The sequence below is a fragment of the Paenibacillus melissococcoides genome (assembly GCA_944800085.1).
GTDB classification, from domain to species: Bacteria; Bacillota; Bacilli; order Paenibacillales; family Paenibacillaceae; genus Paenibacillus_B; species Paenibacillus_B melissococcoides.
This window is the reverse complement of the sequence record CALYLO010000002.1, coordinates 571,137-595,612: the sequence shown is the minus strand read 5'-3', so window position 1 is coordinate 595,612 and position 24,476 is coordinate 571,137. Positions and strand designations below refer to the sequence as shown.

18 protein-coding genes and 1 pseudogene are annotated in these 24,476 nt (G+C 51.0%); 3 read left to right on the top strand and 16 right to left on the bottom strand.

Annotated elements, in window-relative coordinates; all coding sequences use genetic code 11:
* Positions 1 to 156: 156 nt before the first annotated feature.
* The 6 genes from OCY70_RS10915 to OCY70_RS10890 all read right to left on the bottom strand — a co-directional run bounded on the left by OCY70_RS10915 (position 157) and on the right by OCY70_RS10890 (position 8,813).
* Entirely contained in the window at positions 157 to 1,179 is a 1,023-nt protein-coding gene (locus OCY70_RS10915) for a LacI family DNA-binding transcriptional regulator (RefSeq protein ID WP_213427421.1), read from the bottom strand.
* A 90-nt stretch (positions 1,180 to 1,269) separates the two neighbouring features.
* The gene (locus OCY70_RS10910) at positions 1,270 to 2,901 is read right to left on the bottom strand and encodes an alpha-amylase family glycosyl hydrolase (protein WP_213427440.1); all 1,632 of its coding nucleotides are present in this window, start codon (positions 2,899 to 2,901) and stop codon (positions 1,270 to 1,272) included.
* Positions 2,902 to 2,957: 56 nt separating this feature from the next.
* Complete coding sequence (locus OCY70_RS10905) at positions 2,958 to 3,788, bottom strand: sugar ABC transporter permease (protein WP_213427422.1); 831 nt, start codon at positions 3,786 to 3,788, stop codon at positions 2,958 to 2,960.
* Positions 3,785 to 5,098 carry a carbohydrate ABC transporter permease gene (locus OCY70_RS10900; RefSeq protein WP_261944846.1) on the bottom strand — a complete coding sequence of 438 codons (1,314 nt, stop codon included), beginning with the start codon at positions 5,096 to 5,098 and terminating at the stop codon, positions 3,785 to 3,787. The genes OCY70_RS10905 and OCY70_RS10900 overlap by 4 nt, the downstream gene beginning before the upstream one ends.
* 81 nt (positions 5,099 to 5,179) lie before the next feature.
* On the bottom strand, positions 5,180 to 6,505 hold the full coding sequence (locus OCY70_RS10895) for a sugar ABC transporter substrate-binding protein (RefSeq protein WP_249724814.1): 1,326 nt from the start codon (positions 6,503 to 6,505) through the stop codon (positions 5,180 to 5,182).
* Between the two features lie 532 nt (positions 6,506 to 7,037).
* Positions 7,038 to 8,813, bottom strand: a complete 1,776-nt coding sequence (locus OCY70_RS10890) for a glycoside hydrolase family 13 protein (RefSeq protein WP_213427425.1) — start codon at positions 8,811 to 8,813, stop codon at positions 7,038 to 7,040.
* Between the two features lie 248 nt (positions 8,814 to 9,061).
* Between OCY70_RS10890 and OCY70_RS10885 the strand changes: the two genes are divergently transcribed.
* The 3 genes from OCY70_RS10885 to OCY70_RS10875 are packed head-to-tail and all read left to right on the top strand — an operon-like array spanning position 9,062 to position 12,823.
* Positions 9,062 to 10,168 carry a GerAB/ArcD/ProY family transporter gene (locus tag OCY70_RS10885; protein WP_249724815.1) on the top strand — a complete coding sequence of 369 codons (1,107 nt, stop codon included), beginning with the start codon at positions 9,062 to 9,064 and terminating at the stop codon, positions 10,166 to 10,168.
* A 17-nt stretch (positions 10,169 to 10,185) separates the two neighbouring features.
* Positions 10,186 to 11,664 carry a spore germination protein gene (locus OCY70_RS10880; RefSeq protein ID WP_213427427.1) on the top strand — a complete coding sequence of 493 codons (1,479 nt, stop codon included), beginning with the start codon at positions 10,186 to 10,188 and terminating at the stop codon, positions 11,662 to 11,664.
* Between the two features lies 1 nt (position 11,665).
* Positions 11,666 to 12,823 (top strand): Ger(x)C family spore germination protein, encoded by a 1,158-nt coding sequence (locus OCY70_RS10875; RefSeq protein ID WP_261944845.1) that lies wholly within the window; start codon positions 11,666 to 11,668, stop codon positions 12,821 to 12,823.
* 63 nt (positions 12,824 to 12,886) lie between these two features.
* On the opposite strand, the gene OCY70_RS10870 is transcribed toward OCY70_RS10875, so the two are convergent.
* From OCY70_RS10870 to ltrA, 10 genes and pseudogenes are all read right to left on the bottom strand, one after another.
* On the bottom strand, positions 12,887 to 15,130 hold the full coding sequence (locus OCY70_RS10870; RefSeq protein ID WP_213427429.1) for a bifunctional 2',3'-cyclic-nucleotide 2'-phosphodiesterase/3'-nucleotidase: 2,244 nt from the start codon (positions 15,128 to 15,130) through the stop codon (positions 12,887 to 12,889).
* Between the two features lie 332 nt (positions 15,131 to 15,462).
* Positions 15,463 to 15,756, bottom strand: a complete 294-nt coding sequence (locus OCY70_RS10865) for a hypothetical protein (RefSeq protein WP_213427430.1) — start codon at positions 15,754 to 15,756, stop codon at positions 15,463 to 15,465.
* A 782-nt stretch (positions 15,757 to 16,538) separates the two neighbouring features.
* Positions 16,539 to 17,372, bottom strand: coding sequence for a CPBP family intramembrane glutamic endopeptidase (locus tag OCY70_RS10860; protein WP_213427431.1), 834 nt, complete (start codon positions 17,370 to 17,372; stop codon positions 16,539 to 16,541).
* Positions 17,373 to 17,489: 117 nt separating this feature from the next.
* Complete coding sequence (locus OCY70_RS10855; protein ID WP_213427432.1) at positions 17,490 to 17,651, bottom strand: hypothetical protein; 162 nt, start codon at positions 17,649 to 17,651, stop codon at positions 17,490 to 17,492.
* 331 nt (positions 17,652 to 17,982) lie between these two features.
* Complete coding sequence (locus OCY70_RS10850; protein ID WP_213427433.1) at positions 17,983 to 18,261, bottom strand: DUF4367 domain-containing protein; 279 nt, start codon at positions 18,259 to 18,261, stop codon at positions 17,983 to 17,985.
* Between the two features lie 355 nt (positions 18,262 to 18,616).
* Positions 18,617 to 19,258, bottom strand: a complete 642-nt coding sequence (locus OCY70_RS10845) for an RNA polymerase sigma factor (protein ID WP_261944844.1) — start codon at positions 19,256 to 19,258, stop codon at positions 18,617 to 18,619.
* Between the two features lie 125 nt (positions 19,259 to 19,383).
* Positions 19,384 to 20,190, bottom strand: a complete 807-nt coding sequence (locus OCY70_RS10840; protein WP_213427434.1) for a protease inhibitor I42 family protein — start codon at positions 20,188 to 20,190, stop codon at positions 19,384 to 19,386.
* A gap of 321 nt (positions 20,191 to 20,511) precedes the next feature.
* Positions 20,512 to 21,737: pseudogene (locus OCY70_RS10835) on the bottom strand (IS256 family transposase).
* Between the two features lie 115 nt (positions 21,738 to 21,852).
* Positions 21,853 to 22,119 carry a hypothetical protein gene (locus OCY70_RS10830; protein WP_213427435.1) on the bottom strand — a complete coding sequence of 89 codons (267 nt, stop codon included), beginning with the start codon at positions 22,117 to 22,119 and terminating at the stop codon, positions 21,853 to 21,855.
* 286 nt (positions 22,120 to 22,405) lie between these two features.
* Positions 22,406 to 24,199: a group II intron reverse transcriptase/maturase gene (gene ltrA, locus OCY70_RS10825; protein WP_213431462.1), complete on the bottom strand. Its 1,794-nt coding sequence runs from the start codon at positions 24,197 to 24,199 to the stop codon at positions 22,406 to 22,408.
* Positions 24,200 to 24,476 lie beyond the last annotated feature (277 nt).

Here is a 24,476-nt window from a genome sequence, read left to right as displayed (position 1 = left end):
AAATACTATGCATCGTTGTCAATCATCCTATTCATCCGGCCCGGTCTGAATTGGTCCGTCTTCAATGCAAAAAAGCCGACGCCGGCAATACGCCGATGTCAGCCTTCCATGCACGTTTTCATGTGGTCATCGTCGAGCTCGGGCCTGGAACGGATCTCATTCCTTGATCATCCGCAAAGAAGATTCGCGTACAATCAGCCGATGAGGAATGATGAGCCGATTCTGCATCGGCTCGCCCTTGATCGACCGGATCAAGGTCTGGGATGCGGTATAGCCCAGTTGATAGATGCCGATATCGACCGAGGTAATCGGCGGCGTCGCCAGCTCGGACAGCGGGACATTGTTGAAGCTGACGAGGCTCAGATCGTGAGGCACCCGGTAGCCGAGCTCGACCAAGCCCCGCAGCACGCCGAAGGCGACCGCGTCGTCGATAGCGACCAGCGCGGTCGGGCGCTCCGGCAGGCTCATAAAGAACGACATCGCCCGGTAGCCGCTCTCCTGCAGGAACTCGCCTTCCACAATCCATTCCGGCCGGCCTTCAATGCCCGCCTCCCTGAGCGCGAACCGATACCCTTCCATTCGATCCTTCGAAATCATGAGATTCGAAGGACCGCTTACGAAGCCGATGCGGCGGTGCCCCTGATCGATCAGATGGCAGGTCGCGTCATAGGCAGCCTGCACATTATCATTATTGACGGATAAAATATCCGGGTGCTCCTCGCTGCGCCCGATGAGCACGAACGGAAATTGCTGCTCCTTCAGGAACGACACGATCGGGTCCTTGCGGCGGGAGTAGAGCAGGATGACCCCGTCGACCCGCTTGCCCTTGACCAGCCGGGTAACGGCCTCAAGCTCCTCCTGCTCCGTCGAGCCCGTCGTCATCAGCAGATCGAAGCCCGGGCGGCTCGCTTGCGTGACCAAGCCGCGCATCACTTCGGAGAAGAACAGGTTCAGAAATAATTCCTCCGCCGGGCGGTGAAGCAGCACGGCGATCGTGTTGCTCACTTTGGAGACCAGGCTCTTCGCTATCACGTTCGGATGATAGCCGAGATCGGCCATCACTTCGCGAACCCGCTGCGCGGTCTTGGCACTGATCCGAGGGTGGTTGGATAATACTCGCGATACCGTCGAAGGAGAGACTCCCGCTTGCTTGGCGACATCGATGATCGTTACGGACATAACAGCTTCCTCCTTCGTCTTGCATCCACAATCCTTCCATTCCCTTCTTGGTATGATAGAAGATCTTCGAAAAGTCCGCTTTGTTCCGCTTTATTTCAACAGCAAGGAGCTGTACGGGGGCACCGTCACGACGCCGTCGCGCAGCGCCGCCTCCTCCTTCGTCGAGCGGGCGATCTCCCGAAACGGCAGATCCGGGCGAGCGCTGACGTCGACGCTCTGTTCGCGGGCGGACAAGTTATGAAGGACGAGCACCTGATTGTCCTCATTCAAGCGAATGAAGGCCAGCACTTCATTCGGCACGCCCGCATACGGCAGGATCGCGCCATCGGCCAGCAGCAGTTCCTCGTTGCGCCACGCAATCATCGTCTGGTAATGACGAAGCAGCGAGTCCGGATCCTTCAACTGCTCCTCGACCGGCGCGACGCCGTCCGCATGCTTCGCCGGCTGCCATCGGGTCTGCCCCTCCGCCTTGCTGCCGGAGGACCAGAGCATCGGCTCGCGAATCCGCTCATCGGGCTTCACCCCGCGCATCCCGATCTCTTCTCCATAATAAATAAACGGATTGCCCGGCATCGTCAACAAGAGCGAGGCCGCCATCTTCGCCCGTTCCCCATGGCCATCCAGTTCGCTCATGACCCGGTTCTGATCGTGATTGGTCAGGAACGGGGCATCGACAAAAGCGCCGTCCGATTGCTTGCTGAAGAAGGAATACGTCTTGCTCAGCACCGACGGAATCGTGGAGGCGCGCTCCAGCTTGGCGGCGTTGACCAGCATCTTCGCCAGATCGAAGTTGAAGCCCGAATCGAGCGCGCGATCCAGATACGGCCCGACGACGCTCGCGGCATCCCATATCTCCCCGATCAGGTACGCTTCGGGGTCGACTTCGTCGAGACCGCGGCGGAATTCCTGCCACCAGGCCTGGTTCTTCTTCACCACATCGGGATTGGTAACCGATGATTGGAAGTCTTCATAGATATGCTTCGCCGCATCAAGCCGGAACCCGTCCGCGCCCTGCTTCAGCCAGAATTGTCCGATCTTGATCATCTCGGCGCGAACATCGGGATGATCCAGATTCAGATCCGGCATTCCTTCCCAGAAAATCCCCACATATTTGTTATCGCCCGTTCCGTGCCATGCCTGCTGCCCCCAGGCCCCCAATTGGGATTCCTCCGGGCGGGTGCCGTCTGCAAAAGTATACCATTCCCGGTACGGGCTTTTCTTGTCCTCCAGTGCGGACTTGAACCACGGGTGATCGCTGCTCGAATGGTTGAGGACCAGGTCGATAATCACTTCGATGCCGCGCTCATGCGCCGCTTCCGTCAGCGCCCGGAAATCATCCAGCGTTCCGTAATCCGGATTCACCTCATAGTAGTCGGTCACATCATATCCGTGATAGCTCGGTGACGGATGGATCGGCATGAGCCAGATGCCCTTAATGCCGAGATCCTGCAAATAATCGAGCCGTTCGATGACACCGCGCAGATCGCCGATGCCGTCGCCATCGGAGTCATGGAAGGAGCGGACGAAGATTTCGTAATAGACGCCCCGGCTCTGTCCCATCGCCGGCTGAGCGCGATCCAGGGCGAAGGCGGCCGTGCCTGCTGCGCTATCCCCCGGCTGGCCCGGCGCGCTGTCAGCCGGCGGAACGCGTTCCGGCTCCGTGGACGTGCACCCGGCGGCCAGCACCGCTACCAGGCAGATTGCAGCCAAGGCGCCGAGCATCCGCCGGACGAAGGCGGACGTTCGCTGTCGATGCCCGCATGGTCGGTTCCCTGTCTTCATCCCTTATCCGCTCCCGCCGTCAGACCTTCGACCAGGAAGCGCTGCATCGACATGAACAGAATCGTGATCGGCAGCGCGACGAGCACGCAGCCCGCGGCGAAGACGGTGAACTGCGTCGCGAACTGATCGCTGACCATGCTGTAGAGCCCGACCGCCAGCGTCTGCTTCTCCTTCGTGCGCAGCACCATCTGCGCGAAGATGAAGTCATTGAACGCGCCGGCGAACGAGGTCACGCTGAGGAAGACGATCAGCGGGCGGGACAGCGGCAGGAAGATGCGGAAGAACACGGTAAGATGGTTGGCGCCATCGATCCGCGCCGCTTCTTCCAAGCTTTTTGGAATCGTGTCGAAGTAGCCTTTGACCAGCAAATACCCCATCGCCGCGCCCGCAGAGTAGACGAGCATCAAGGCCGAATGCTTGTTCAGCAGGTTCATGTTCAACAGCAAAATGTACACGGCAATCATGCTCATGAAGGAAGGGAACATGCCGAGTATGAACAGAAAGCTCATGATTCCTTTGCGTCCGTAGAAGCGGAAGCGCGAGAAGGCATAACCCGTCAGCAGGACGAACAAGGTGCTGAATACCATCGAGACGACGGCGATTTTCAGCGTGTTCACGTACCAGTCGGCGAACGGGAACTTAATGAACAGCTGACGGTAATGCTCGAGCGTGAACCGATCCGGGATCAGCGACTCGCTGAACAGGGATGTCCCCGGCCGGAAGGAGGACAGAATCACCCAGATCGCCGGATACAGGGCAAACAGGGCGATGAGCACGAGCAGGATATGGGTAATAACGGACCAGGTCTTTTTTCTCCATCGGTTCATCGGTAAACATCCTCCTCCTGGAACGAGCGCGTGCGCCGAAAATTCCACAATGAGATCGTAGCGAGAATGGCAAAGATGATAATGCTGACGACCGCGGCGAAATTGTACTTGCCGTTGTTAATCGACAAATTGTACAGCCACGTAATCAAAATATCCGTCTCGCCGGCAAATTGGTAGTCGCTATTGGCCGGCCGCCCGTTCGTCATCAAATAAATGACATTGAAGTTGTTGAAGTTCCCGGCGAACTGGCCGATCAGAATCGGCGCAAGCGAGAACATGACGCTCGGGAACGTAATCTTGCGGAACTTCTGGAACGGCGATGCCCCGTCGACTTCGGCCGCCTCGTACAGATCGCGCGGAATCGTCGCCAATATCCCGATGATGAGCAGCATGGACACCGGGAACCCGAGCCATAGATTGACGAGCAGAATCGTCGCCTTCGCCCAGACCGGATCAGAGAGCCAATTCGGTCCCTCCAGCCCGAGCCAGCGCAAATACTGGTTCACCGGCCCGAACTGCGCGTTGAACATATTGCGCATGATGAGCAGGGAGACGAAGCCTGGAATCGCGAACGGCAGCATATAGAGCGTGCGCCACATCGCCTTGAAGCGCGTAATCGGCTGCTGCACGAGCAAGGCGACCGCGAAGCCGCCGAAGAATGTCGTCACGGTGGACAGGATGGCCCATACGACCGTCCAGGAGAAGACGCCGTAGAACGTTTTGGCCCAGGCGCTGAGCGCGAACAAATCTTTGAAGGTCGATAATCCGACCCAATCCACCAGATTGGCGGGCGGAAGATTTTTCGGCGAAGAGTAGTTCGTGAAGGCAATCAAGATATTGAATATGAGCGGCAGCACGCTGAAGAAAAACACGAACAAGAGCGGCGGAAACAGAATGAGCTGCGCGAAATTTTTCTCAAACACATGCTTCAACGATTGCACGAACGTATGCGGCTGTCCGCCAGCTTCCCGCAGCGCCCCGTTCCGGTAGGCATCCCGAATATTGTAAATATAGAGCATGATGAAGACGATGACGACAAATACGATAATGAGCCCCTCAATCAGCAGAAAGATGGAGTGATCGCCGGCAACCCGTTGATACACCTTGCCGACCAGCTTCAGCTCCTGCTTCCGCTCCCCGAGCGTTGCCAGTCCCCATAACGCATGCCCGAGATTCATGAAGGCAAAATAGAGGCCTCCTGCGTACATGGCCAACAGAACGAGGCCTTTGCCCAACTGCCGATTGTAGATCTGACCAGCGCCCATAATAACGGCGGATAGCACGGCGGCGATGCCGCGGTGTCTGTTCATGAGTCAATCCCCCCGATGAATGAGACCGTCACCTGCCCGCAAAGGGGAAGGTGACGGCGCTCGAAGTGATGATCGATCTTATCAGCCCTGTTGGGCAATCGCGGTCTTGACGTCCTCCACCGCTTTTTTCAGAATCGCCTCTACATTGCCGCCGTCCCAGATCGGCTCCAGCGTGGCGGTCAGCGGTCCCCAGACGGAGCGCATTTCAATAATGTACGGCATCGCCTCTACGTTTTTGAACTGCTCCAGGAACGCCAGCGCATTCGGATTCGCCTGGATGGCCGGCTCGTTCTCCATGCCGTTGCGCGCCGGAATGATGCCTGACAGCTCGTAGTTCTTCACCATCGCTTCCTGAGAGGTCACATGATGGATGAACAGCTTCGCCGCATTCGGATACTGGGAGAAAGTGCTCACGAAGTAAGCCTTGACCCCGAGGAACGGCTTCGGCGCCTTGCCGTTCGGCATCGGCGGCAGCGGCACCGCGCCGACCTCGAAGCCGAGCTTCTCCTTCGTGAAGTTGCCCAACTGCCAGATGCCGTCCATGTTGATCGGCAGCTTGCCGGTCTGGAACAGACTTGTTTTGACGTCTCCGCTCGCGTCTGCCGCCTTGATCGGAATCGCTTCGCGCAAGCTCTGGAAGAATTGGAACGCTTCTACCGCTTCCGGCGCAGCCAGACCGATATCGGCCGGGTCGGTGCCCTTTTTGCCGAAGACATAAGCGCCGTTGCCGGCCATAAAGGCATAGTTGTAGTAGAAGTTATTGACTTCATACAAAAACCCGAATTTATTGTTCTTCGCATCGTTGTATTTTTTCGCAAAGGCGATGATGCGGTCCCACGAGGCCAGATCCTCTTCCTTCACCAAGTCTTTGTTGTAGTACAGCAAGTATGTCTCCATATTGCGCGGATAGCCGTAGATGATGCCGTCCAATGACACCGCTTCCACCGCAGCCGGCGCGAAGTTGTTCATCGTGTCTTCCGCATAGAAATCATTCGGCATGACGAGTCCCGCAGCTACCGCCTCTCCCAAGTGATCATGCGGCAACACCATAATATCGGCTCCGAGCCCGGCCGGGCCGTCTGTCTTCACCTTCGCCATCTGCTCGCCGGATCCGATCTCCTGGATCTCGACCGGAATGTCGTACTTCGCCGTGAACTCTTGGGCCATCGCCTCCAGGAACTCCTTCTGCTCCGGTCCTTCCCAGATGACCAGCTTCGCTCCCGGTTCAGGAACAAGCTCCTCGTCGCCAGCCGCTCCGCCGCCGGACGCCGTCTCATTGGCCTCGCCCTGTGCCGCCGGCTCCTCTGTCGCAGGCGCCCCGCTATCCGGCCGCGGTCCGCACGCCGACATCATCAACAACATCATGACCATTACGATGAACAAGCTGCCAAGCTTTTTCCCCTTCATGTTCATACCCCTCTCCCTGGTTGGTTCCGATGAAGTCATGCTTTTATGCAAACGTTTGTCTTTTTTCGACTTATCATCTCTTCTTTTTTGTTTCGATCCCTTAAATTCCACATAAGATCCACATTAAGAAAAAAATGAAAGATCTGAAGAAGTGAACATTTGCAAAATTGGTGAAAATCACAAAAACCGCTATTCAATCGCAAATTCCCCTTGTGAAAACATCCTCCTTTTCATCCTGTGCCCGTCATTCGCGTCGTTGTTGGTTCAGGAAGCAAGCCCGCGGGGTCTTCTTCTGCACCGCATCAGCCTGCCTTATTACCCGATTCATTCAAACGATTGCACAAATGGACGCAGGACACCCTGCCGTACGCATCATCCCCTTATCCGGCAATAACTCCCTGGCCCGTCATAATACAAAATAACCCCGGTATCTCTTCACTCAAGCTTCAAAGAGAATACCGGGGTTGTTCGGCTAAGCCGCCGAAAGCATTGCCCTTAAATTGTACTTGTCATAGTTGCATTGTATACGTTTTCATCGGGGATTGTCAATATTGCTTTTCATGCAGAGGACCGCAAAACCGTACCCATCCAAGGCTATCTCCAGCATGTCCGGCTGAGCGGCAATGGTGCTGCCTTCTCCGTATTCCAGCGACCATGAACCCTCTGTGTCCGTTCCCGCCTCCAGCCGGAGCTTCGCCGGAGCGTCAGCTGCATTCATCGCGATCAGGAAGCAAGCGTCGGATCCCGTTAATTCATACATCAACGTTCTTCCCTCCGCTTCGGCATGCAGGAAGCGAACCCGCGCGGATCGCAAGGACTCATGCTTGCGGCGAAGCGCGATCATGCGCTGGTAGAAGGCGAACAGATCACGGTCTTGTTCCGCTTCATCCCATATCATGCATTTGCGGCAGCCTGGATCCGGTCCGCCCTCCAGGCCGATCTCGTCTCCATAGTAGATGCAAGGGGTCCCCGGATAAGTGAACTGGAATAACGCCGCCAGCTTCATCGGACGGACATCTCCCTCGCAGAGCGTCAGCAGGCGCGGCGTATCGTGGCTGTCGAGCAGATTGAAGGACACTTCGGTCACCGGCTGCGGATAGCTCGCCAGAATCGATCCGATAGAATCCGCGAACGCGCGGGCATCCGTCGTCTGACGGGCGAAGAAGTTCAGCACCGCATCCGTGAACGGGTAATTCATGACGGCATCGAACTGGTCCCCCTGCAGCCACATCATCGAATCATGCCATATTTCCCCCAAAATATAGGCGTCCGGATTGGCCTGCTTGACGACTTGCCGGAATTCGCGCCAGAATTGATGATCGACCTCATTGGCCACATCGAGCCGCCAGCCGTCAATGCCGATCTCCTCTACCCAATATCTCGCCACCTCCAGCAAATACCGCTTCACCTCCGGATGGCTCGTATTGAGCTTCGGCATCAGCGGCTCGAAGGCGAACGTCTCATAGGTCGGCTTGCCGTCCACGACGCGGAGCGGATAGTCTCTCACGTAGAACCAGTCCGCATACGGGGATTCGCTCCCCTTCTCCATCACGTCGACGAATGGAGGGAACGTGCGGCCGGCATGATTGAACACCGCGTCCAGCAGGACCCGGATTCCCCGCTTATGGCACGCCACGATCAATTCCTTCAGCTTCTCATTCGTGCCGAAATGTCTGTCCACCTTCAAATAATCCCGCGTGTCGTACTTATGGTTCGTCGTCGCTTCGAAGATCGGCGTAAAGTAAATGGCATTAATGCCTAACTCCGTTAAATAATCAAGATGATCCAGAACCCCTTGCAGGTCGCCGCCGAAGAAATTGTCCGGCTTCGGTTCCCCGCCCCATGCCTCGGTCTTCTCCGGGTCGTTGGCTGGATCGCCGTTCGCGAACCGCTCCGGGAAGATCTGATAGAAGACGGCCTCCTTCACCCAGGCAGGCGCTTCGAACATATCGTTCGGATGGAGGAACGGATACTCGAACGACTCGAAGTAGTCCCAAGGCAAGTCCTCGAAAAACCCGCGTTCCGTCAAATATACCTGCTCGTCCTTGCCCTGAATCCGGAACGCGTAGCGCAACCGCCGGTACGGCGGACGGTACGCAGCCTCCCAATAATCGAACAAGGCATCCGAAGCAAAAATATGCATCGGAATGAACTCTGTCGAATCTTTGAACGCATATTTGTCCACCACGATCGCTTCCACCTTCACGGCATCATCCCGCTTCGTGCGGAGCCGGAGATGGATCGTCTCGCGATCATAGGCATACGACCAATTTTGCTTGGAACGATGATACACCGCTTCCCTTTGCATGTGCCCACTCCCTTGTACCTCTTCTCAATATGCCATAACCGAAGGCATGGCCGGACAACAAAAAAAGGCACAGCCAGCGCGATAGATCACGAGGTTGTACCTGTCCGGTAGCATTGCCTTTAAGTTATTTAGCTGTATTATAGGCGGAACCGTCCCGTTTGGCTATAGCTTTTTCCACTTTAATGATTAATTTTTTCCTTGCCGGTTCATTCTAAGGATGTCAATCAGACCCAAAAAGGATGATCTCCATGAACCGCGGCTCGGAATTTATCACCTATCTCCAATTATGCTTCATCATGATGCTGTCAACCGGGCTCCTGAATCATGTCATCATTATTCCGATCCTGGTTCAGCAAGCCGGCCGTGACGGATGGTTGAGCGTTATGATGCTGATGCTTATCGTTCTGAGTTGGATACCCTTGCTCCAGAGGCTGATGAAGGCCAAGGGTCAGCAGGCGTTGTTCCCTTGGATGAAGGAGACCTTCGGCCCTGCGGTTGCCTGGTGCGTTACGGCCGTTCTTGGGCTGTACTTATGGATCAGCGCGTTTGTCACGGTGAAGGATACCGTGAACTGGGCCAGAACATCGTATTTACCGCAGACCCCCCTATTCGTTCTTACGGTATCGCTTCTGCTTCTCTGTATTTTCGGGGCACTGGCCGGCCTGCGCTCCATTGCCATTTGTTCGGGGATCCTGCTTCCGTTTGTCCTCCTGTTCGGATACTTCATCATGTTCGCCAACGCCAAATATAAAGACTACTCCTTAATGTTCCCGCTGTTCGAGCACGGGTATATGCCGGCGGTTCGCGGAACGCTGTACATCGGAGCGGGCCTGGCCGAACTGTTCCTTTTGATCCTTATTCAGCACCGGATATCCAAGACGCCTCGCTTCTGGGGAATCGCGGTGCTCGCTTTGATTTTATGCGGATTGACGATAGGGCCGCTCATCGGATCGATTACGAACTTCGGCATCAAAGAAGCTGTCAATATCCGATACCCGGCATTCGAGCAGTGGAGATTGGTTACCGTCAGCAAATATATTGAACATATCGATTTTCTGTCCATTTATCAATGGATGTCGGGCGCGTTCATCCGCATTTCGTTCATGCTTTTTCTGATCGTGGAACTGCTTCCGCTCCATTCGCTCTACCATCGGATGCTGATGTGCATCTTTGCGGGGGTAACCTTGCTGATTGCCGCCAATTTGCATCTAAGCGATATGTTGTTTTTCAAAGTTCTCGAATTATTCGTTTTACCCGGAACAACCGCAGGCTTTACCCTGTTATCCCTGTTCCTGATACTGATGAGCTGGTTCCGTTCCCGGCGCGGCACGAAGCCGCGCCCCAAAGACTTATAAGCAAGGAGGCTGCAGACATGGGCGCCAATTCGTCACCCTCTTCTCCGCTTACGCTCAAAGTCATTCGAGATTATTTCGCGGAATGCTCCGATATCAAGTCAGAAAACTACGAATTCGGTTCGGCTGCAAAAACGTTCAATCTCACCTTAATCTACTGCTCCGGACTGACCGATATGAAGCAGTTGAATCAGGCTGTCGTGCCGGCGCTGCAGCGTATGCTGCAGGAGGCCACGTCCGTATCTCGGGCGGTCGCACGCAACCGGTTCATTCCTCTGCTTCCCATGCCCCCGGGATCGGGGCTGACAGAGATGGAACGCAAGCTGTTCGCCGGAGAACTGCTCGTGTATGTGCATGGTGACAATGAAGTCTACTTCATCGATATTTCCGAGCGGCCGGAGCGGAAGCCGGAAGAATCCAATACAGAAGTCTCCATCAAAGGCCCGAAGGATGGATTTACGGAAAATCTGGCAACGAATATAGCACTCGTCCGCAAGCGTCTTCGCACCCAGTCCGTGAACTATGAGACGTTTATTATCGGCAGGCGCTCGCAGACCGAGGTCGGCCTGCTCTACATGCAGGATGTCATTCGGCCGGATCTGGTCGATATCGTAAGGAAGCAGCTTCATGCGATCGATACCGATATAATCGTCGGCAGTTCCCAACTGGGCGAATTGATGGTGAACTCCAATTATTCCATGTTCCCGCTGATGGATTACATCGGACGCCCTGATTATGTGGTGGAGGCCCTGAGCCGCGGAAGATTCGTCATCCTTGTCGACGGCTCGCCTATGGCGCTTATCGGGCCTTCCAGCCTGTGGCTGCTCCTGAAGTCGCCGGAAGATGTTCATTTTCCGACTTTCTTCGTCAGCTTCCAGCGTATTATACGCTTGTGCGGACTTGTCATCTCCATCTTCACCCCTGGCTACTGGCTGGCCCTCAGCGCTTACAATGTAGAGCAGCTCCCGTTCCCGCTCCTGGCGACCGTGTCGACTGCCCGGAGTGGCCTGCCGTTGTCGGCGACGATGGAATTGCTGTTGATGCTAGGCATGTTCGAATTATTCCGTGAGGCCGGCATTCGCCTGCCGAAGGCCGTGGGGCAGACGCTAGCCGTCGTCGGCGGCTTGATTGTGGGAGACGCCTCGATCCGGGCGGGGCTCGCTTCTCCGACGACGCTGGTCGTCGCGGCGGTCACGGCCGTAGCGACCTTCACCCTAATCAATCAGTCTTTGAGCGGAACGGTGAGCGTGCTGCGGCTGGGCGTGCTGCTGGCCAGCTCGCTGCTGGGCATGTTCGGCTTCTTCTTATCGGTGATGGCCATTTTACTCTATTTGTCATCGATTATGTCTTACGGCATTCCGTACCTTGCCCCCGTATCGCCGCCCAGATGGAGAGATATGTGGAAGGCGCTGCTCCGCGTACCGCTCAATATGGATAAGTACCGCTCCCAGATCTTGACGCGGGGCCAGGACGACACGAGAAAGGAGGAGGACTCTTGAGATGAACGCCAGATGGAAGCGGTTGGTCATCCTTCCGCTCGCGGTAATGATCCTTCTCGGTCTGCCCGGCTGCTGGGATGCCAAAAATATTCAGGACATTAACTACATTGCGGCCATCGGGATCGACTACGAGGGCGGGAAATACGTCATCTACACGCAATCGCTCGACTTCATGAACGTCGCCAGGCAGGAGAACAAAGCGAATGAGCCTGCTCCGATCTGGGTTGGACGCGCCTCGGGCTACACGCTGGACATGGCCATTAACGCCATTTACACCGCCTCCCCGCTGCGCGTTCTGTTCGAGCACACCTCCGCCATTATTATAACGGAGAGAGCGTTGAAGCATGATATCAACCACCTGATGGACGCGCTGCGCCGATACCGGGAAGTTCGTTATACGCCCTGGGTGTTCGGCACGAAGGAGCCCCAAGACAAGCTGCTGTCGGTCACGAATGTGTTCAACATTTCGCCGCTCACGTCTCTGCTTCATCACCCGGAGGACGTCTATCAGCAGAGCTCCTTCATCGCCCCGCTTGCGCTGCAGAAGGTGACATCGGAACTGGGAGAACCGGATTCCTCCGTTATCCTCCCGTCATTGATCACGCAAGAGACGCAATGGGTCGAGAATGGGAAGCCAAGCGGACAGTACTTGATCAACGGGGCTTATATCATCGTGAACGGGAAAAAGAAGAAATGGATGTCATGGAGAGATCTGATGGGACTGCGCTGGCTGACAAGGACAACGGCGCGCACCCCCGTCTTCGTCGGCAAGGAAGAAGAGCCGGCTGCCGTCCTGTCGATGTACTATCCGATGAGCCGGATTCAAGTATCGCTGAAGAACAATCAGCCCGTCTTTCACATCAGCCTGAAGGTATCCGGACATCTGGACGAAATGCTTGAAAATATTCCGGTTGCGAAGCTGCGCCGCATGCTGAACGAAAAAATCGAAAATGATATCCGCCATACGTTCGAGAAGGGGTTGGAGCATGGCATTGATATATATAACTTGAAAAACGAGGTATACCGCAAGAAGCTGAAACTGTGGAAAGCGCTCGGCAACGGAAAAGATATTCGGCTCACTCCCGACTCGATCGCCTCAATCCAGATTAACGCGGAGATTCGCCATAGCGGCGCCTACAAGTATATTAATCCGAAGTAGCGCTTCCGATATAGAAAGACCCTGTCCAATAAAGACAGGGTCTTTCCGCATCCGGTTCGCGTCTTAGCTCGCTGCCGGAGCGGACGCGCTCAATGATTGCAGGATCGATTCCGGAAGCCACAGCCGATTGTCCGTCAGCTTCGATTGAACCGGCTGCTTCTGGCCATTCACCTGAATCTCGTGCGAATTCAATATATAAATGACAGTGGCATCGCCTTTGGTCAAGGTTACCGTCTTCGTCTTGTTGTTATAGACGATGTCGATGCCGGCCTCCTTCGCCTTCGTCCGCACCGGAACAAGAGCATCCGAAGCGGATGGCTTCTCCGGCGTCGTCTGCTGCTCCTCGCCCGCCGACATGTCCAGCGAGAACTTGACGAAGCCGTCGCTCTCCAGCCCGATGAATTGCATGCCTCCGGCTTGAGCCGCCGCCTCTTGAGCCTTCGGAGACGTCCGGAACGTGACATTGGCCTCCCCTTGAATCGGGACGAAGGACCAGTTGTTATCTGCGGTCGGATTGATTTTTTTGTTCTGCGCGATGTAATCGATCAAGATTTGCCGTGTCTCGTCCGGCGAAGAGATAACGATGTTGGAACCGTCCAGATTCGGGAAGTTGCCTCCGCCGCTCGCACGGTAGTTGTTCGTTGCAACCAGGAATTTCTGATCCTTCGTCACCGGCTTCCCGTTATATTGCAGATTGACGATCCGGTGCGAATCCGGAGCCGCCAGTTGGCCCTGCCGATTGTAGCGGGCAGGCTGCGTCACGTCGATCTGGTACGTAACGCCGTCGATGGCATCGAACAGATACGTCGGGAACTCTTCATTGATGAGCGCCTGCTCTCCGGCCTTGCCCGCCACAATCTGGTTGAATTGCCCCGCCGCATGCTCCAGCCATTCTTTTACTTCATCGCCATTGAGCAGCACGACATTCACCGTATTCGGATACACATACAGATCAGCGGCGCTCTTCACGGCCAGCGTCCCTGCCGGAATATCGGTGAAATAGCTCGGACCCCAGCGTCCGCCTGCCTTGAACGGAGCTGCCGCCGACAGAACCGGAATGCCCTCATAGGAAGTGCCTTGAATATATTTTTCCGTATACCATTTCTGGGCGTTGGAGACGATCTGAACGGACGGATCGTCGCGCACGACGGAGAAGAAGCTGTTGATCGGCGCCGTGGTCTCCCCAATCGGCTGGCGCACATATTCGACCGTGCCTTCGTGATCCGCCTTCACGGCATCCACGATGCGCTGATCGGCATCGACCAGCGGCTTCTTATTCGCTTTATCGTAGATCGGACGGGCTTCGGACTGACTGTCGACGACCGTCCATTTCCCGTCTGACTTCTCCAAGGTCAGATCGATGATGCCAAGATGATCTCCCCAGAATCCCGGCATGACCGCAGGAGTCCCGTGAATGGTTCCTTTCTTCACATCGACTCCCTCGATGTTCTCGAAGTCCGGACTCGGGAAGACGTTGTGGTCATGCCCGAACATGACCGCGACGATTCCCTTGACCTGGGTCAAATAGTAGACCGTGTTGTCATCATTGCCCTTCCGCGGGCTGCTGTCGAAGCCGGAGTGAGGAATCGCGACGATGAGATCGGCGCCTTCCTGCTTCATCTTCGGCACGAACTTCTCCGCGGTCTCGATAATGTCCTTCACGACGACCTTGCCTTCCAGGTTCGCCTTGTCCCACTCCATCACCTTCGGCGGCACAAATCCGATGACCCCGATCTTCAGCGTAACGTCTTGACCGGCTTCATCCTTGAATGTTCTCGGCAAGATTTCATAAGGCTTGAAATAGTTTTTATCGTTGTCCGGGTTGTTGTCCCCATCATCGATGTAAACATTGGCATTCACGTAAGGGAACGCGGAGCCCTTCAAGCTGCGATCGAGGAACTCCAGACCATAGTTGAACTCATGATTCCCGATTCCGGCCGCATCGTACTTCAGCAGATTCATCGCTTTGAATACCGGATGGATCTCGCCGTCCTGAAGCGGCTTGATTTTGGCCGCGTAATCCCCCAGCGGATTGCCTTGAATCAGGTCGCCGTTGTCGAACAGCATGCTGTTCGCCGCCTCTTGGCGCGCCATCGTAATGAGCGAAGCCGTCTTCGCCAGGCCGAATTCGTCGGTCTCCGTGTCCTGGTAGTAATCATGATTCACAATATGTGTATGAATGTCGGTCGTCTCCATCAACCGCAGCTTCAGCTTCGCCCCTTGCGCCTCCGCCGAGGCCGCCATGGAGAATGCGCTGCTCAGCAGCATGACGGCAAGAAAACATGTTAACGCTTTCAATTTCTTCATTCCAGCAACCCTCCCGTTGTATTCAATCCCATTTTGGCAATCAAATGATACGAGCGTCTTTACAATATTTCATACCAACTCCGCTTCGCCTATGTACAACGATGCTCTATCCGCTTCCCTCCTTACGAAAAACGATAGATTGGAATCACATCATGAACGACTCGCTTTATTACTGTAACCTTTGTTCACGTATTTGGCAATAACCTGTTTCTCAATTTACAAAATTAAAAAAAGCCCGGAAGGGGCCGCAGTCCGAGAAAATAACAACCAGAATCGGAAGCCGCGCTATCCAAAGCAAATGCTTCCGCCCGTGCGCCATCTCGCCATCTATATCAGGTGACTGATGTTCCATAACTCCAGACACGATAATTTGCTGCGACGTAGTATACATCAGTAGCTGTAAAACCTACGGCTGCACTTATTGCAGCGAGAATTGTGCTGTATGGAGCTTTCGTAGCAGTAGATAAAGCTGCAGCTACTACTGCAAGAGTTGCCTTATCATTTTTTTCATTTCTCGCCTCAATTTTGACCAGTTCACCAGTGCTTCTTCCATCAGGTGCAGTTGCATACTTTGGAGGGCAAGTTGCAGGAGCACGAGGCCCATATAAACCTGGTAACTTCTTCACACATGCAGCGTATGCGTCATCAACAGGTTAGCACTGTAATCACTCTGAACTATAACCAGACTCACAACTGACAATGTGAGTTACAGTTATAATTTGAGACCAATAAATTGCTAAAACACTTATTATTATTGCTACGAGTGAGATAATTCACATGATAATTTGAGACTTTTCGTATTTTTTAACATTATTATTGAGATTTTCCCAAAAGCACATGGTCAATTCATATAATAATGTTTAGATAAACAAATCGAGATTCCTCAGCCCTACTTGAAAAATTCTATGTCTGTATCTTTACCAACTGGTTTCAACAACATCAGGAACGTTATGCCTGTTATTGTGGTTGAATGCACTGATGAAGTAATTGGGTGGGCTTCTCTCAACCTCTATTCGCATCGCTTATAACGTTGTTGCCGACCTTCCGAGTTACATCGATCGTGCCTTTAGAAGTAAAGGGTTGGAGTGCACTCCTTCAGCATCTAGAGATAAGAGATAATTGGAAGGGAAAATGGTTTTTATAAAATTGTGTTTTTCACCTCTCCGTTTAATCAAAATGGTCAGGTCCGTATCAAGAACTTGGATGCCCTGACGCAGGCGTTTTTGAATCGATACTTGCGATCCATCCATTTTGTAATGACAATAATTGCGGCGCCTGCAATGAGGTATACGTATCCGCTGTTTTCAATGGTATACCCGAAGGGAGGAACAAGCCTTGGCAGAAAAATGATGCCGTTTATACAAATAACATCGAGGTTCACCGTGCCGGACTCAATTTCCTTATTTGCTCAATTCATTCCCGTTACATGCTGCATGTTATGTTCTTTCCTCAAATGTTTGGCAAACCAGTAAAGAGTTATTGCACCCATTACAAGACCTAGTATACCTTCTGCATTAATCACTAGCAAATTGCCTTCAACGATACCGGGTTTGTTGGTGTAAATATTACCGAGTACTGTCGTATTGGTTACATTCCAAATGGAGTGAAAAAACAGCACGGGGATTAGGTTGCCTGACAAGTAATAGCAGTATGAGATTGGAAAACTAATCGTAAATGCTACGCACGCTTGAACCATACATAGTAAAAACGGATGGCTCATGCCAGTTGCTTTTGCTAACAAATAAACGGCCGGGGCATGATATAATGCCCAAATGATGCCTACAATAACCGTCGCCTTCAATTTACCAATTTGTTTTGTCAGCTCGGGAAGCAAATAACCCCGCCATCCATATTCCTCTCCTAGTACGGTAACAAGATTGACGATAATTGTAACAACAATGGTAATCGCCATTTTTGAATCGGGAATTTTCTCAACGTTGAATTTTCCTATACCCGTAATTTGTGACAGAATCGCACACAGGAGTATAAATAAAATCGGATAACATATACCGAATATCAGTGATTTTAAATTAAATCTCTGCTTTAAATCATTGGTACCTTTATTAAGCAATTTTTTAAAAATAATTGCTACAACGGCTGGTATAAACATAACGGTTGAAAATAATTTTAAACCTATAGACGGGCTTATGAATAAAATAATAGTAACCAGCCAAGTGATTGCCAATACGGTACACGCATAAAATAGTGCAGAATTTTTCCAGGATAAGACTCTCTTCATCATTCGCGAACACTCCTAAAGTCTCGTTATTTTGGCCTGCAACTTCATTTTATGCTTGCAACAAAACCGAAGATAGAAACTTTAGTCATCAGTCGCAACGTTACTTTAGTAATCTACCCTCTATGGGTGCTCGAATCCCTTGTCCGGCAAGGATAGTAGATGCTGGCGATCCGTTTCCCACAGTTCAGCAATCCGTGTCTTTTTGGCATCATGCACGCGCTCCCGATCTTGCCGAGCCTGCTTCGCAAAATCGGCGGCCAACTGCTCATGGCTTTCATACACCGGGATCGGCACCACCCAGCGCCAACATTTTAACGAATGTTGGCGGGACCCCTAATAGGTATGAAAATGATGATGTGTGTTCAATCTCCCGGGTGGATAACTTTATGTTGAGCAAAGTGGTCAACGTTTTGGCGAGCGTTCACATTCGATCACACGCTTCACGTACCATCCATTGGGAGGTTATCTCCGCCTCTCGGGCACACTTACATGCGGATGCGTTTATTATGGTCCCAAAATGAACGCAGCTCTGCATTTCGAAAAAAATAGTTCAGCCCATTCGCTCCATCATGGGGAACGGAAGGGCTCGTTTTTTTCCAAAAGTTTGAAAGTATTACCGCACTGACTTGATCATGGACACCAATTCTTCTTCACTGACGCCTTTCTTCAGGCTCAAGGAATACGAAAATCCATGCGAGTTCCATGTTGCCAGTTCATATTTGCCCTGATTGCCTTTGATGGTCACCTGTTCATTTCCGATTTGAATGATGTTCGCGTCACCATACTCTTCATAGTTGCCACTATTATCGTTCGTGCCGGGCGAAATCCTAAACGTCAGGCTGTTATCGGCACCGCTATAACGAATTTGAGCCGTCTCTACGCCTAGTGACAAGTAACTCGTGTTCTACACTTCAAACGGAATTTCCCCAATACCAGTTACTTCAAACCCTATGCCAGCCACAAGCTCCTGCAGCGACGAATACTCGTTAATGCCAGGCGATGCTAGCTCGGGGCCAGGGCCCTGGACGTTGGGGACGGTGTCATCCTGATGATAATAATACGTAGTCACTAGGGTACCGGTGAGGAGAACCAGGCAGCAAGCAGCCACGTAAGTGACTCTTTTGGCATGATTAAACAATCTCCGAGACCGTTTTTCTTGGGGGGTCAAGTCCGCGCTGCGAATGTTTCGCATGATCCGCTCGTGCATATCCGGAGTGACTGTTACCCTGCTCATGATCTCGTTATATTTATTCGGCAAAGTCATAATCCTCCTTCAAAACGATTTTGAGCTTCTCTCTGGCTCGGTGCAAAAGCGAACGGATCGTCGTTTCTTTTTTGTCTAATATCCGTGCAATCTGCGCGGTCGAATACCCTTCCTGGTAAAACAGATGCAGCACTTCGCGATAGATGACCGTCAGGCTGCTTACTGCCTCCCATACGAACTTCAAATCCTGCTCATCGTCTGAAAGTAGCCCTTCGTCCAGTTCGGCGTCGTCGAGCTTCTCTTTAGACTTGATTTTATTTTTGCTGATGTTGATTGCCACCCGCAGCAGCCACGCTTTTTCATGTGCCGCATTTTCGAAACGAGGGACAGACCGCATGTATTGTAACAACGTATCCTGCAGTACATCTTCGGCATCGGTGAGAATGTGCAAATACGAATACGACAAACGCAAGATGGCCGTTCCGTGTTCCTCAAATAGCCTTTCTGTTTTCTGCTGGATACCTTCCTGTTGCTCGGTCGAATCCTTGGCCACGGCATGTGCATATCCGCAATTCGACCTTGAGGTCAATTTCCGAATCTGTGTCAGCAGCGTACTGCACAAAGACAAAATATATCGCATATAGCGATACTTCGGATTGCTGTATACTTGTTCAATGATATCCAATGTTGACCTCCTACCAAGCCTTCCTCCTGATGATTCGATGATTAGACGAAATCGCCCCCATTCCTAAGAGCAGGGACGATCTCCTTTTATTTTTTGCGGAACCCATGTTGTGAAGCAACGGGGCGTTAGTTTACTTTTACCGTATAATTTAACATTTGTGCAGGCTTCTGCTCCTTTTCCCATGGCCGGGAGTAGGTAAATGTCAACGTGTACGTACCCGGCTTGGCGGCTTTAAACGTCCATGTTTTTTCGTCCCCCGCACCTAATGCGAAAGGCTCGCCCTGCTTAGGCTTTTGGCTCTTCTCTGTCACAAGTTTAATTCCATTTTTATCGGTTGCATATCTCCAGGAGTATCCGGTCGATGTGTTCTCCTCCATGTTTACGCTGAAAAATTGCCCCGTTTTCACGCTGTTTACCTTATCCGCTACCAGCACAACCGGAGACTGCTGTTTTTCAGCTTCATCCTGTTCGGTCACTTTAATCGTGTACACTTTCGTCTCCGCAGCCTTCTGCTCCTTTTCCCATGGCCGGGAGTAGGTAAATGTCAACGTGTACATACCCGGCTTGACGGCTTTAAACGTCCATGTTTTTTCGTCCCCCGCACCTAATGCGAAAGGCTCGCCCTGCTTAGGCTTTTGGCTCTTCTCTGCCACAAGTTTAATTCCATTTTTATCGGTTGCATAGCTCCAGGAGTATCCGGTCGTCAAATTTTCCTCCAGCGTGATATCGAACGTTTTGCCCGCTGCAACGCTAATTTCTTTCAGATGATCGTTCTCCTTTTTCGCAGGCTTGATTGCATCCGTGGCCTTGTTGCCGTCTACCGACTTCACGGGGGTAATGCTGGCAAAAGCAATACCCTGAATACTCATGCTGCCAACCGACAAACAAGCCGCTAGGCTTGCAACCGTGATCATAGATTTCGTAATTTTCATTGTACTTTCCTCCCATAATTTTTATTTAAAATGAAAGGGCACAGAAAGAGCCTGATTTACCCTTGCAAATATATCAGCATTCCTTCTGTTTTGCGACATTCTATTATGTATACAAACGACGAAACGAAATTGTTGCAAATCCTCCAAAAAAAATGAAACATGCTTTTATAGCCTGTCTTCAAACCATAAAATATTTCTTAGGGTTGTAATCCGAAAGCGCTCTGGTGGAGTTATTCATTAGAGCATTTTTTCATTCGAACCGGGTTGCAACCGGTCAAGTCCAAAATTATGTGTAAATTCCCTCAAGCAAAATTCGTTGCTCTAGCTTAACCGTACAACCTTGGAAGAAGTCTTAGCATGTGTTTTGCGCCATTCCAAATAATCCGTCATATCCAGATACTTTCGGCCATTGCTCCACTTTTCATCTATCTCCATTAGCAAAGCTCCAAGTAATCGGTATGCAGAATCGCGGTTTGGAAAGATACGAATCACACGCTCACGACGCCGTACTTCCTCGTTTAAACGCTCTTGGCTGTTTGTCGTACGCAGACGTTTTCGGTACTTCTCTGGAATCGACATTACCGCCGTAGCATCGTCGAAACCTTAACTCCAGTATACGCATCGCTCGCTCCGCTTTCTCACTGTATGTCTCTAACGTTTTATCCAGCAATAGCCGAGCTGTCTCCAAGTCCGGAGCATCTAAAACGCCTCGGATGGCACGGTGCACATCTTCCTTGAGACTTTTCGGTGTTGCGTCCAGCACATTACGAATAAAGTGCGTCTGGCATCGCTGCCATGTAACCCCCTGAAAATGCTGACGGATCGCACGCACAAGCCCGCCATGCTGGTTAGAAACGATGTAATCCACGCCCCGTAACCCACGCTGCTTCAGTTCCTGGAAGAAGGCCCCCCACGTCTCTTCCGATTCCGAATCGCCGAGCATGTGCCCAAGCACTTCTTGTGTTCCGCCGGTATTGACTCCTGTTGCGATCAACAGTCCACGAGAGCGTACACGACCGTCTTCACGTGCCTTCAAGTACATGGGCGTCTACTGGCACAAATGGAAACGGGCTGTCACCAAGTGGACGATGGCTCCAAGCTTGTACGATGGGATCAAGCTTCTTACATAACTCGCTCACCGTAGACTTTGAGAATTCGGCGCCACACAGTTCCTCGGTAATCTGCGACACCTTGCGAGTAGAGACACCATTGACAACCATCTCCATTAAGGCTAATACAAAAGCTTGCTCGCTTCGTTGGTATCCGGCAAATAAATTCGTAGAGAACCTGCCATCCCGGATACGTGGAATATGAAGCGTAAGCGTGCCTACACGTGTTGTGAGCTTATGCGGGTATGTCCCATTCCGATATCCCTTGCGCTCCTCTGCTCGCTCATAACGTTCTGCATCCAACTGTTCGGTCACCTGCGCTTGTAAGACTTGATTCAATACGGAATCCAGCAGCTTGGCTACACCCGCATCTTTACGATCTCCAATAAATAATTGCTGCAAAATATTCGAATCTACGTTAATCTGATATTGAGCCATTTTCAATCCACCTCATTAGTTTGTTGTGTCAGCAACTACATTCTACTTGAGGGGGTTGAACATGGCTCTCTTCATTTATTGGAAGAAGCTATTTTACACAATTATACGGACTCATCTACGATTGACCTTTAAGCAACAACACGTCAAGTTCTGTACCTGTATTTACAGAAAGGAATCTCTTCGTAACCAGGTCAAATCGTACCGTGTCACTTACCTGAATTTCCTGATCTGTTGTTCCCCAAACTTCTTCGGCCACATAGGGAACGATTTCGGTCATCATTTGAATAAAGTCATCTGCTTTTTTATGGCGCTTCTTCTCCTGCTGTAAAAAGCTTTCCATTTCTTCGCTCATTGTTTTCTCTTTTTTGAATACGTTGAACATCGTCCAATCATCCTCTCATTTTTTTATAAATGCAAAAAAGCCGACCTCTGCACAGATTAACCCGTGCAAAAATCTTACTGCCGCTCTTACTTAGCTCAAAATGAGAGCATGTAGGATTACCAAATAAAAAACCTTGAAAGGCATAAAGCCAATCAAGGTTCAAAGTTTAAATAGGGCTTGCTGAATAGGTATAGGTAAGGCTTTGAAATAGCTCGCCACCTTTTCCCCACCTCCACACCGTGCATGCGACTTTCACCGCACACGGCGTTCCATCTTGCTACTTGAATTAAACAACAGTGCCCAAGTTACTCATTTTGCGGTATTGGTTTACCTTTTTAATCATGCTGCCTGTTAGGCCAAGCATGTTTATGAGTTTCATAATCGTTTCCTGGTTTGTGGCATGAATAAGTGTATGGACATCTTGATGAAGGATCCTCAGGTTATTGTAGCTGTCATCTCCACCAAGGTAAGTTGGAAGATAATGATGACAGTGCACATCGTCTGCATAAAGGAATATACCTGTGATCTCGCATTTTCCCATGACCATACTGTACCTACTAATCCGATTATCCAAGTATTCTGCACTGCGTTGAGGATTGTCTGATTTCATTAATATAATGATTTCTGATTGTACAAATCCAACCAGTTTTCTAGTAATCCTCTTCCGCCCCTCGACAGTAAATGGAGTTATCTCTTGACTGAAGTTCAGATTGTTAGAGGTAGTTACATCTACTATCGGGTATAAGTAGACTCCATCCACCTTGAACGTGCGATAACTGGTTGAGTAAAACTTCCTATATGTCGGAGGTGGATTATCAGGATGTTCGTATTTACCAGCCCGTTTCAAACGATTATAAGTGAACTTTTTCAGGTCATAGGCAAGTCGTGAGAACTCAATGAACACATGCGTTGCTTTCCTAAAGTAATTGTGAATCCCGAGAACAAAACTATTGAATTTGTGCACATTACCGGCTGAGGGTGATTGTTGAATATGTTGAATAAGTTTCTTATATTGTATCTTAATCTGTTGTTTTTTCTTCTCAATCACACCGGTATGTGCAACTGCCTTTTTCCCCTTCATTGTAGCTTTAATTGTAAAGCCGAGAAATTCAGATTTCTGTTTCCTCAAATTCAGAATTTTTGATTTCTCAGGGGAAATGTCCAACTTAAGGCGATCTTTCAAATAAAGTTTTACGGCATGGAACCATTTTTGGGCCGTTTTCCAATCACGACAGAGGATTTTGAAGTCATCGGCGTATCTGACGATGAATCCTTCTTTAAGCTTTGACTTCTTAAGAGCATTATATTTATTCCTCTTCGTATATGCATGTTTTGTTTGGAAATTCTCCCATTGTCCAGCTACCCAAGTATCAAGATCGTGCAGTGCAATGTTAGAAAGTAAAGGGGATAAAATTCCTCCTTGTGGGGTTCCTTTTACAGGAGTACCTTCACCTTCTATTACAGCTTTTAGCATTCGACTGATAATCCGTAAAACCTTACGATCGTGTATTCCAAGATTCCATATCTGCTTTAGCAAGGTTGAATGATTAATGTTATCGAAGAATCCTTTGATATCGATGTCTACGATAAAGTGAAGTCCCCCGTTATTAATCAAAAATTGAACTCTAGCCAATGCATTATGGGTGGAGCGCAATGGTCTGAACCCATAACTATGTTTATAAAAGTGCGCCTCGGCGATTGGTTCAAGTACTTGCTTAAAGCACTGCTGTATTAGCCGATCTAGAATGCATGGAATTCCCAGTGGTCTCTTTCTCCCATTAGGTTTTGGAATAAAGACCCGTCTAACCTTTTTAGGTTGGTAATTCTTAAGTTTTGTTTTAACAAGGTTCACAAGATCGCTGTCTGTCATTGTTTTAAGATTCTCGATTGTTTTGCCATCTGTTCCTGCTGTTTTAGATCCCTTATTTGACTTGATTGTACGGTAAGCAAGAAGGATATTTTCTCTTGATGTGATTAGTTCATAGAGACGTTTGAATGTTTTTCCTTGCTTGGCCTGCTCGTGTAAGTCTGTAAAGGTATCTGTTAGATTATAGTAATCCCAATAACGCAGAGCCTGTATTGTGGCAACCCCCTTGCAGAGATTGTCCCCACATTCATACCCGACCGATACAGTTCACTTTTGGAAAGTTGTTGTCAAGTAACAAGACTCAGGGCTGTTCCTCCACTTCTATTACGGAAGTTTCATTGGTCGTGCCCCTACTCTCACAAGGGTAAATGCATTTCGGTGTAACCTTATAGCAACCGTCTTGGACGGCAGTCCATTGTTGCAACGTCCCTTGCTTTCCTTGTTCCTTCTATCCTAGCTATGCATACTGCCCTTAGGTGACTCCTTTGAA

Coding starts and splice junctions, on each gene's coding strand:
- OCY70_RS10915 (WP_213427421.1), bottom strand. CDS start 1,179: ATGTCCGTAACGATCATCGATGTCGCCAAGCAAGCGGGAGTCTCTCCT.
- OCY70_RS10910 (WP_213427440.1), bottom strand. CDS start 2,901: ATGCTCGGCGCCTTGGCTGCAATCTGCCTGGTAGCGGTGCTGGCCGCC.
- OCY70_RS10905 (WP_213427422.1), bottom strand. CDS start 3,788: ATGAACCGATGGAGAAAAAAGACCTGGTCCGTTATTACCCATATCCTG.
- OCY70_RS10900 (WP_261944846.1), bottom strand. CDS start 5,098: ATGAACAGACACCGCGGCATCGCCGCCGTGCTATCCGCCGTTATTATG.
- OCY70_RS10895 (WP_249724814.1), bottom strand. CDS start 6,505: ATGAAGGGGAAAAAGCTTGGCAGCTTGTTCATCGTAATGGTCATGATG.
- OCY70_RS10890 (WP_213427425.1), bottom strand. CDS start 8,813: ATGCAAAGGGAAGCGGTGTATCATCGTTCCAAGCAAAATTGGTCGTAT.
- OCY70_RS10885 (WP_249724815.1), top strand. CDS start 9,062: ATGAACCGCGGCTCGGAATTTATCACCTATCTCCAATTATGCTTCATC.
- OCY70_RS10880 (WP_213427427.1), top strand. CDS start 10,186: ATGGGCGCCAATTCGTCACCCTCTTCTCCGCTTACGCTCAAAGTCATT.
- OCY70_RS10875 (WP_261944845.1), top strand. CDS start 11,666: ATGAACGCCAGATGGAAGCGGTTGGTCATCCTTCCGCTCGCGGTAATG.
- OCY70_RS10870 (WP_213427429.1), bottom strand. CDS start 15,130: ATGAAGAAATTGAAAGCGTTAACATGTTTTCTTGCCGTCATGCTGCTG.
- OCY70_RS10860 (WP_213427431.1), bottom strand. CDS start 17,372: ATGATGAAGAGAGTCTTATCCTGGAAAAATTCTGCACTATTTTATGCG.
- OCY70_RS10840 (WP_213427434.1), bottom strand. CDS start 20,190: ATGAAAATTACGAAATCTATGATCACGGTTGCAAGCCTAGCGGCTTGT.
- OCY70_RS10830 (WP_213427435.1), bottom strand. CDS start 22,119: ATGTTCAACGTATTCAAAAAAGAGAAAACAATGAGCGAAGAAATGGAA.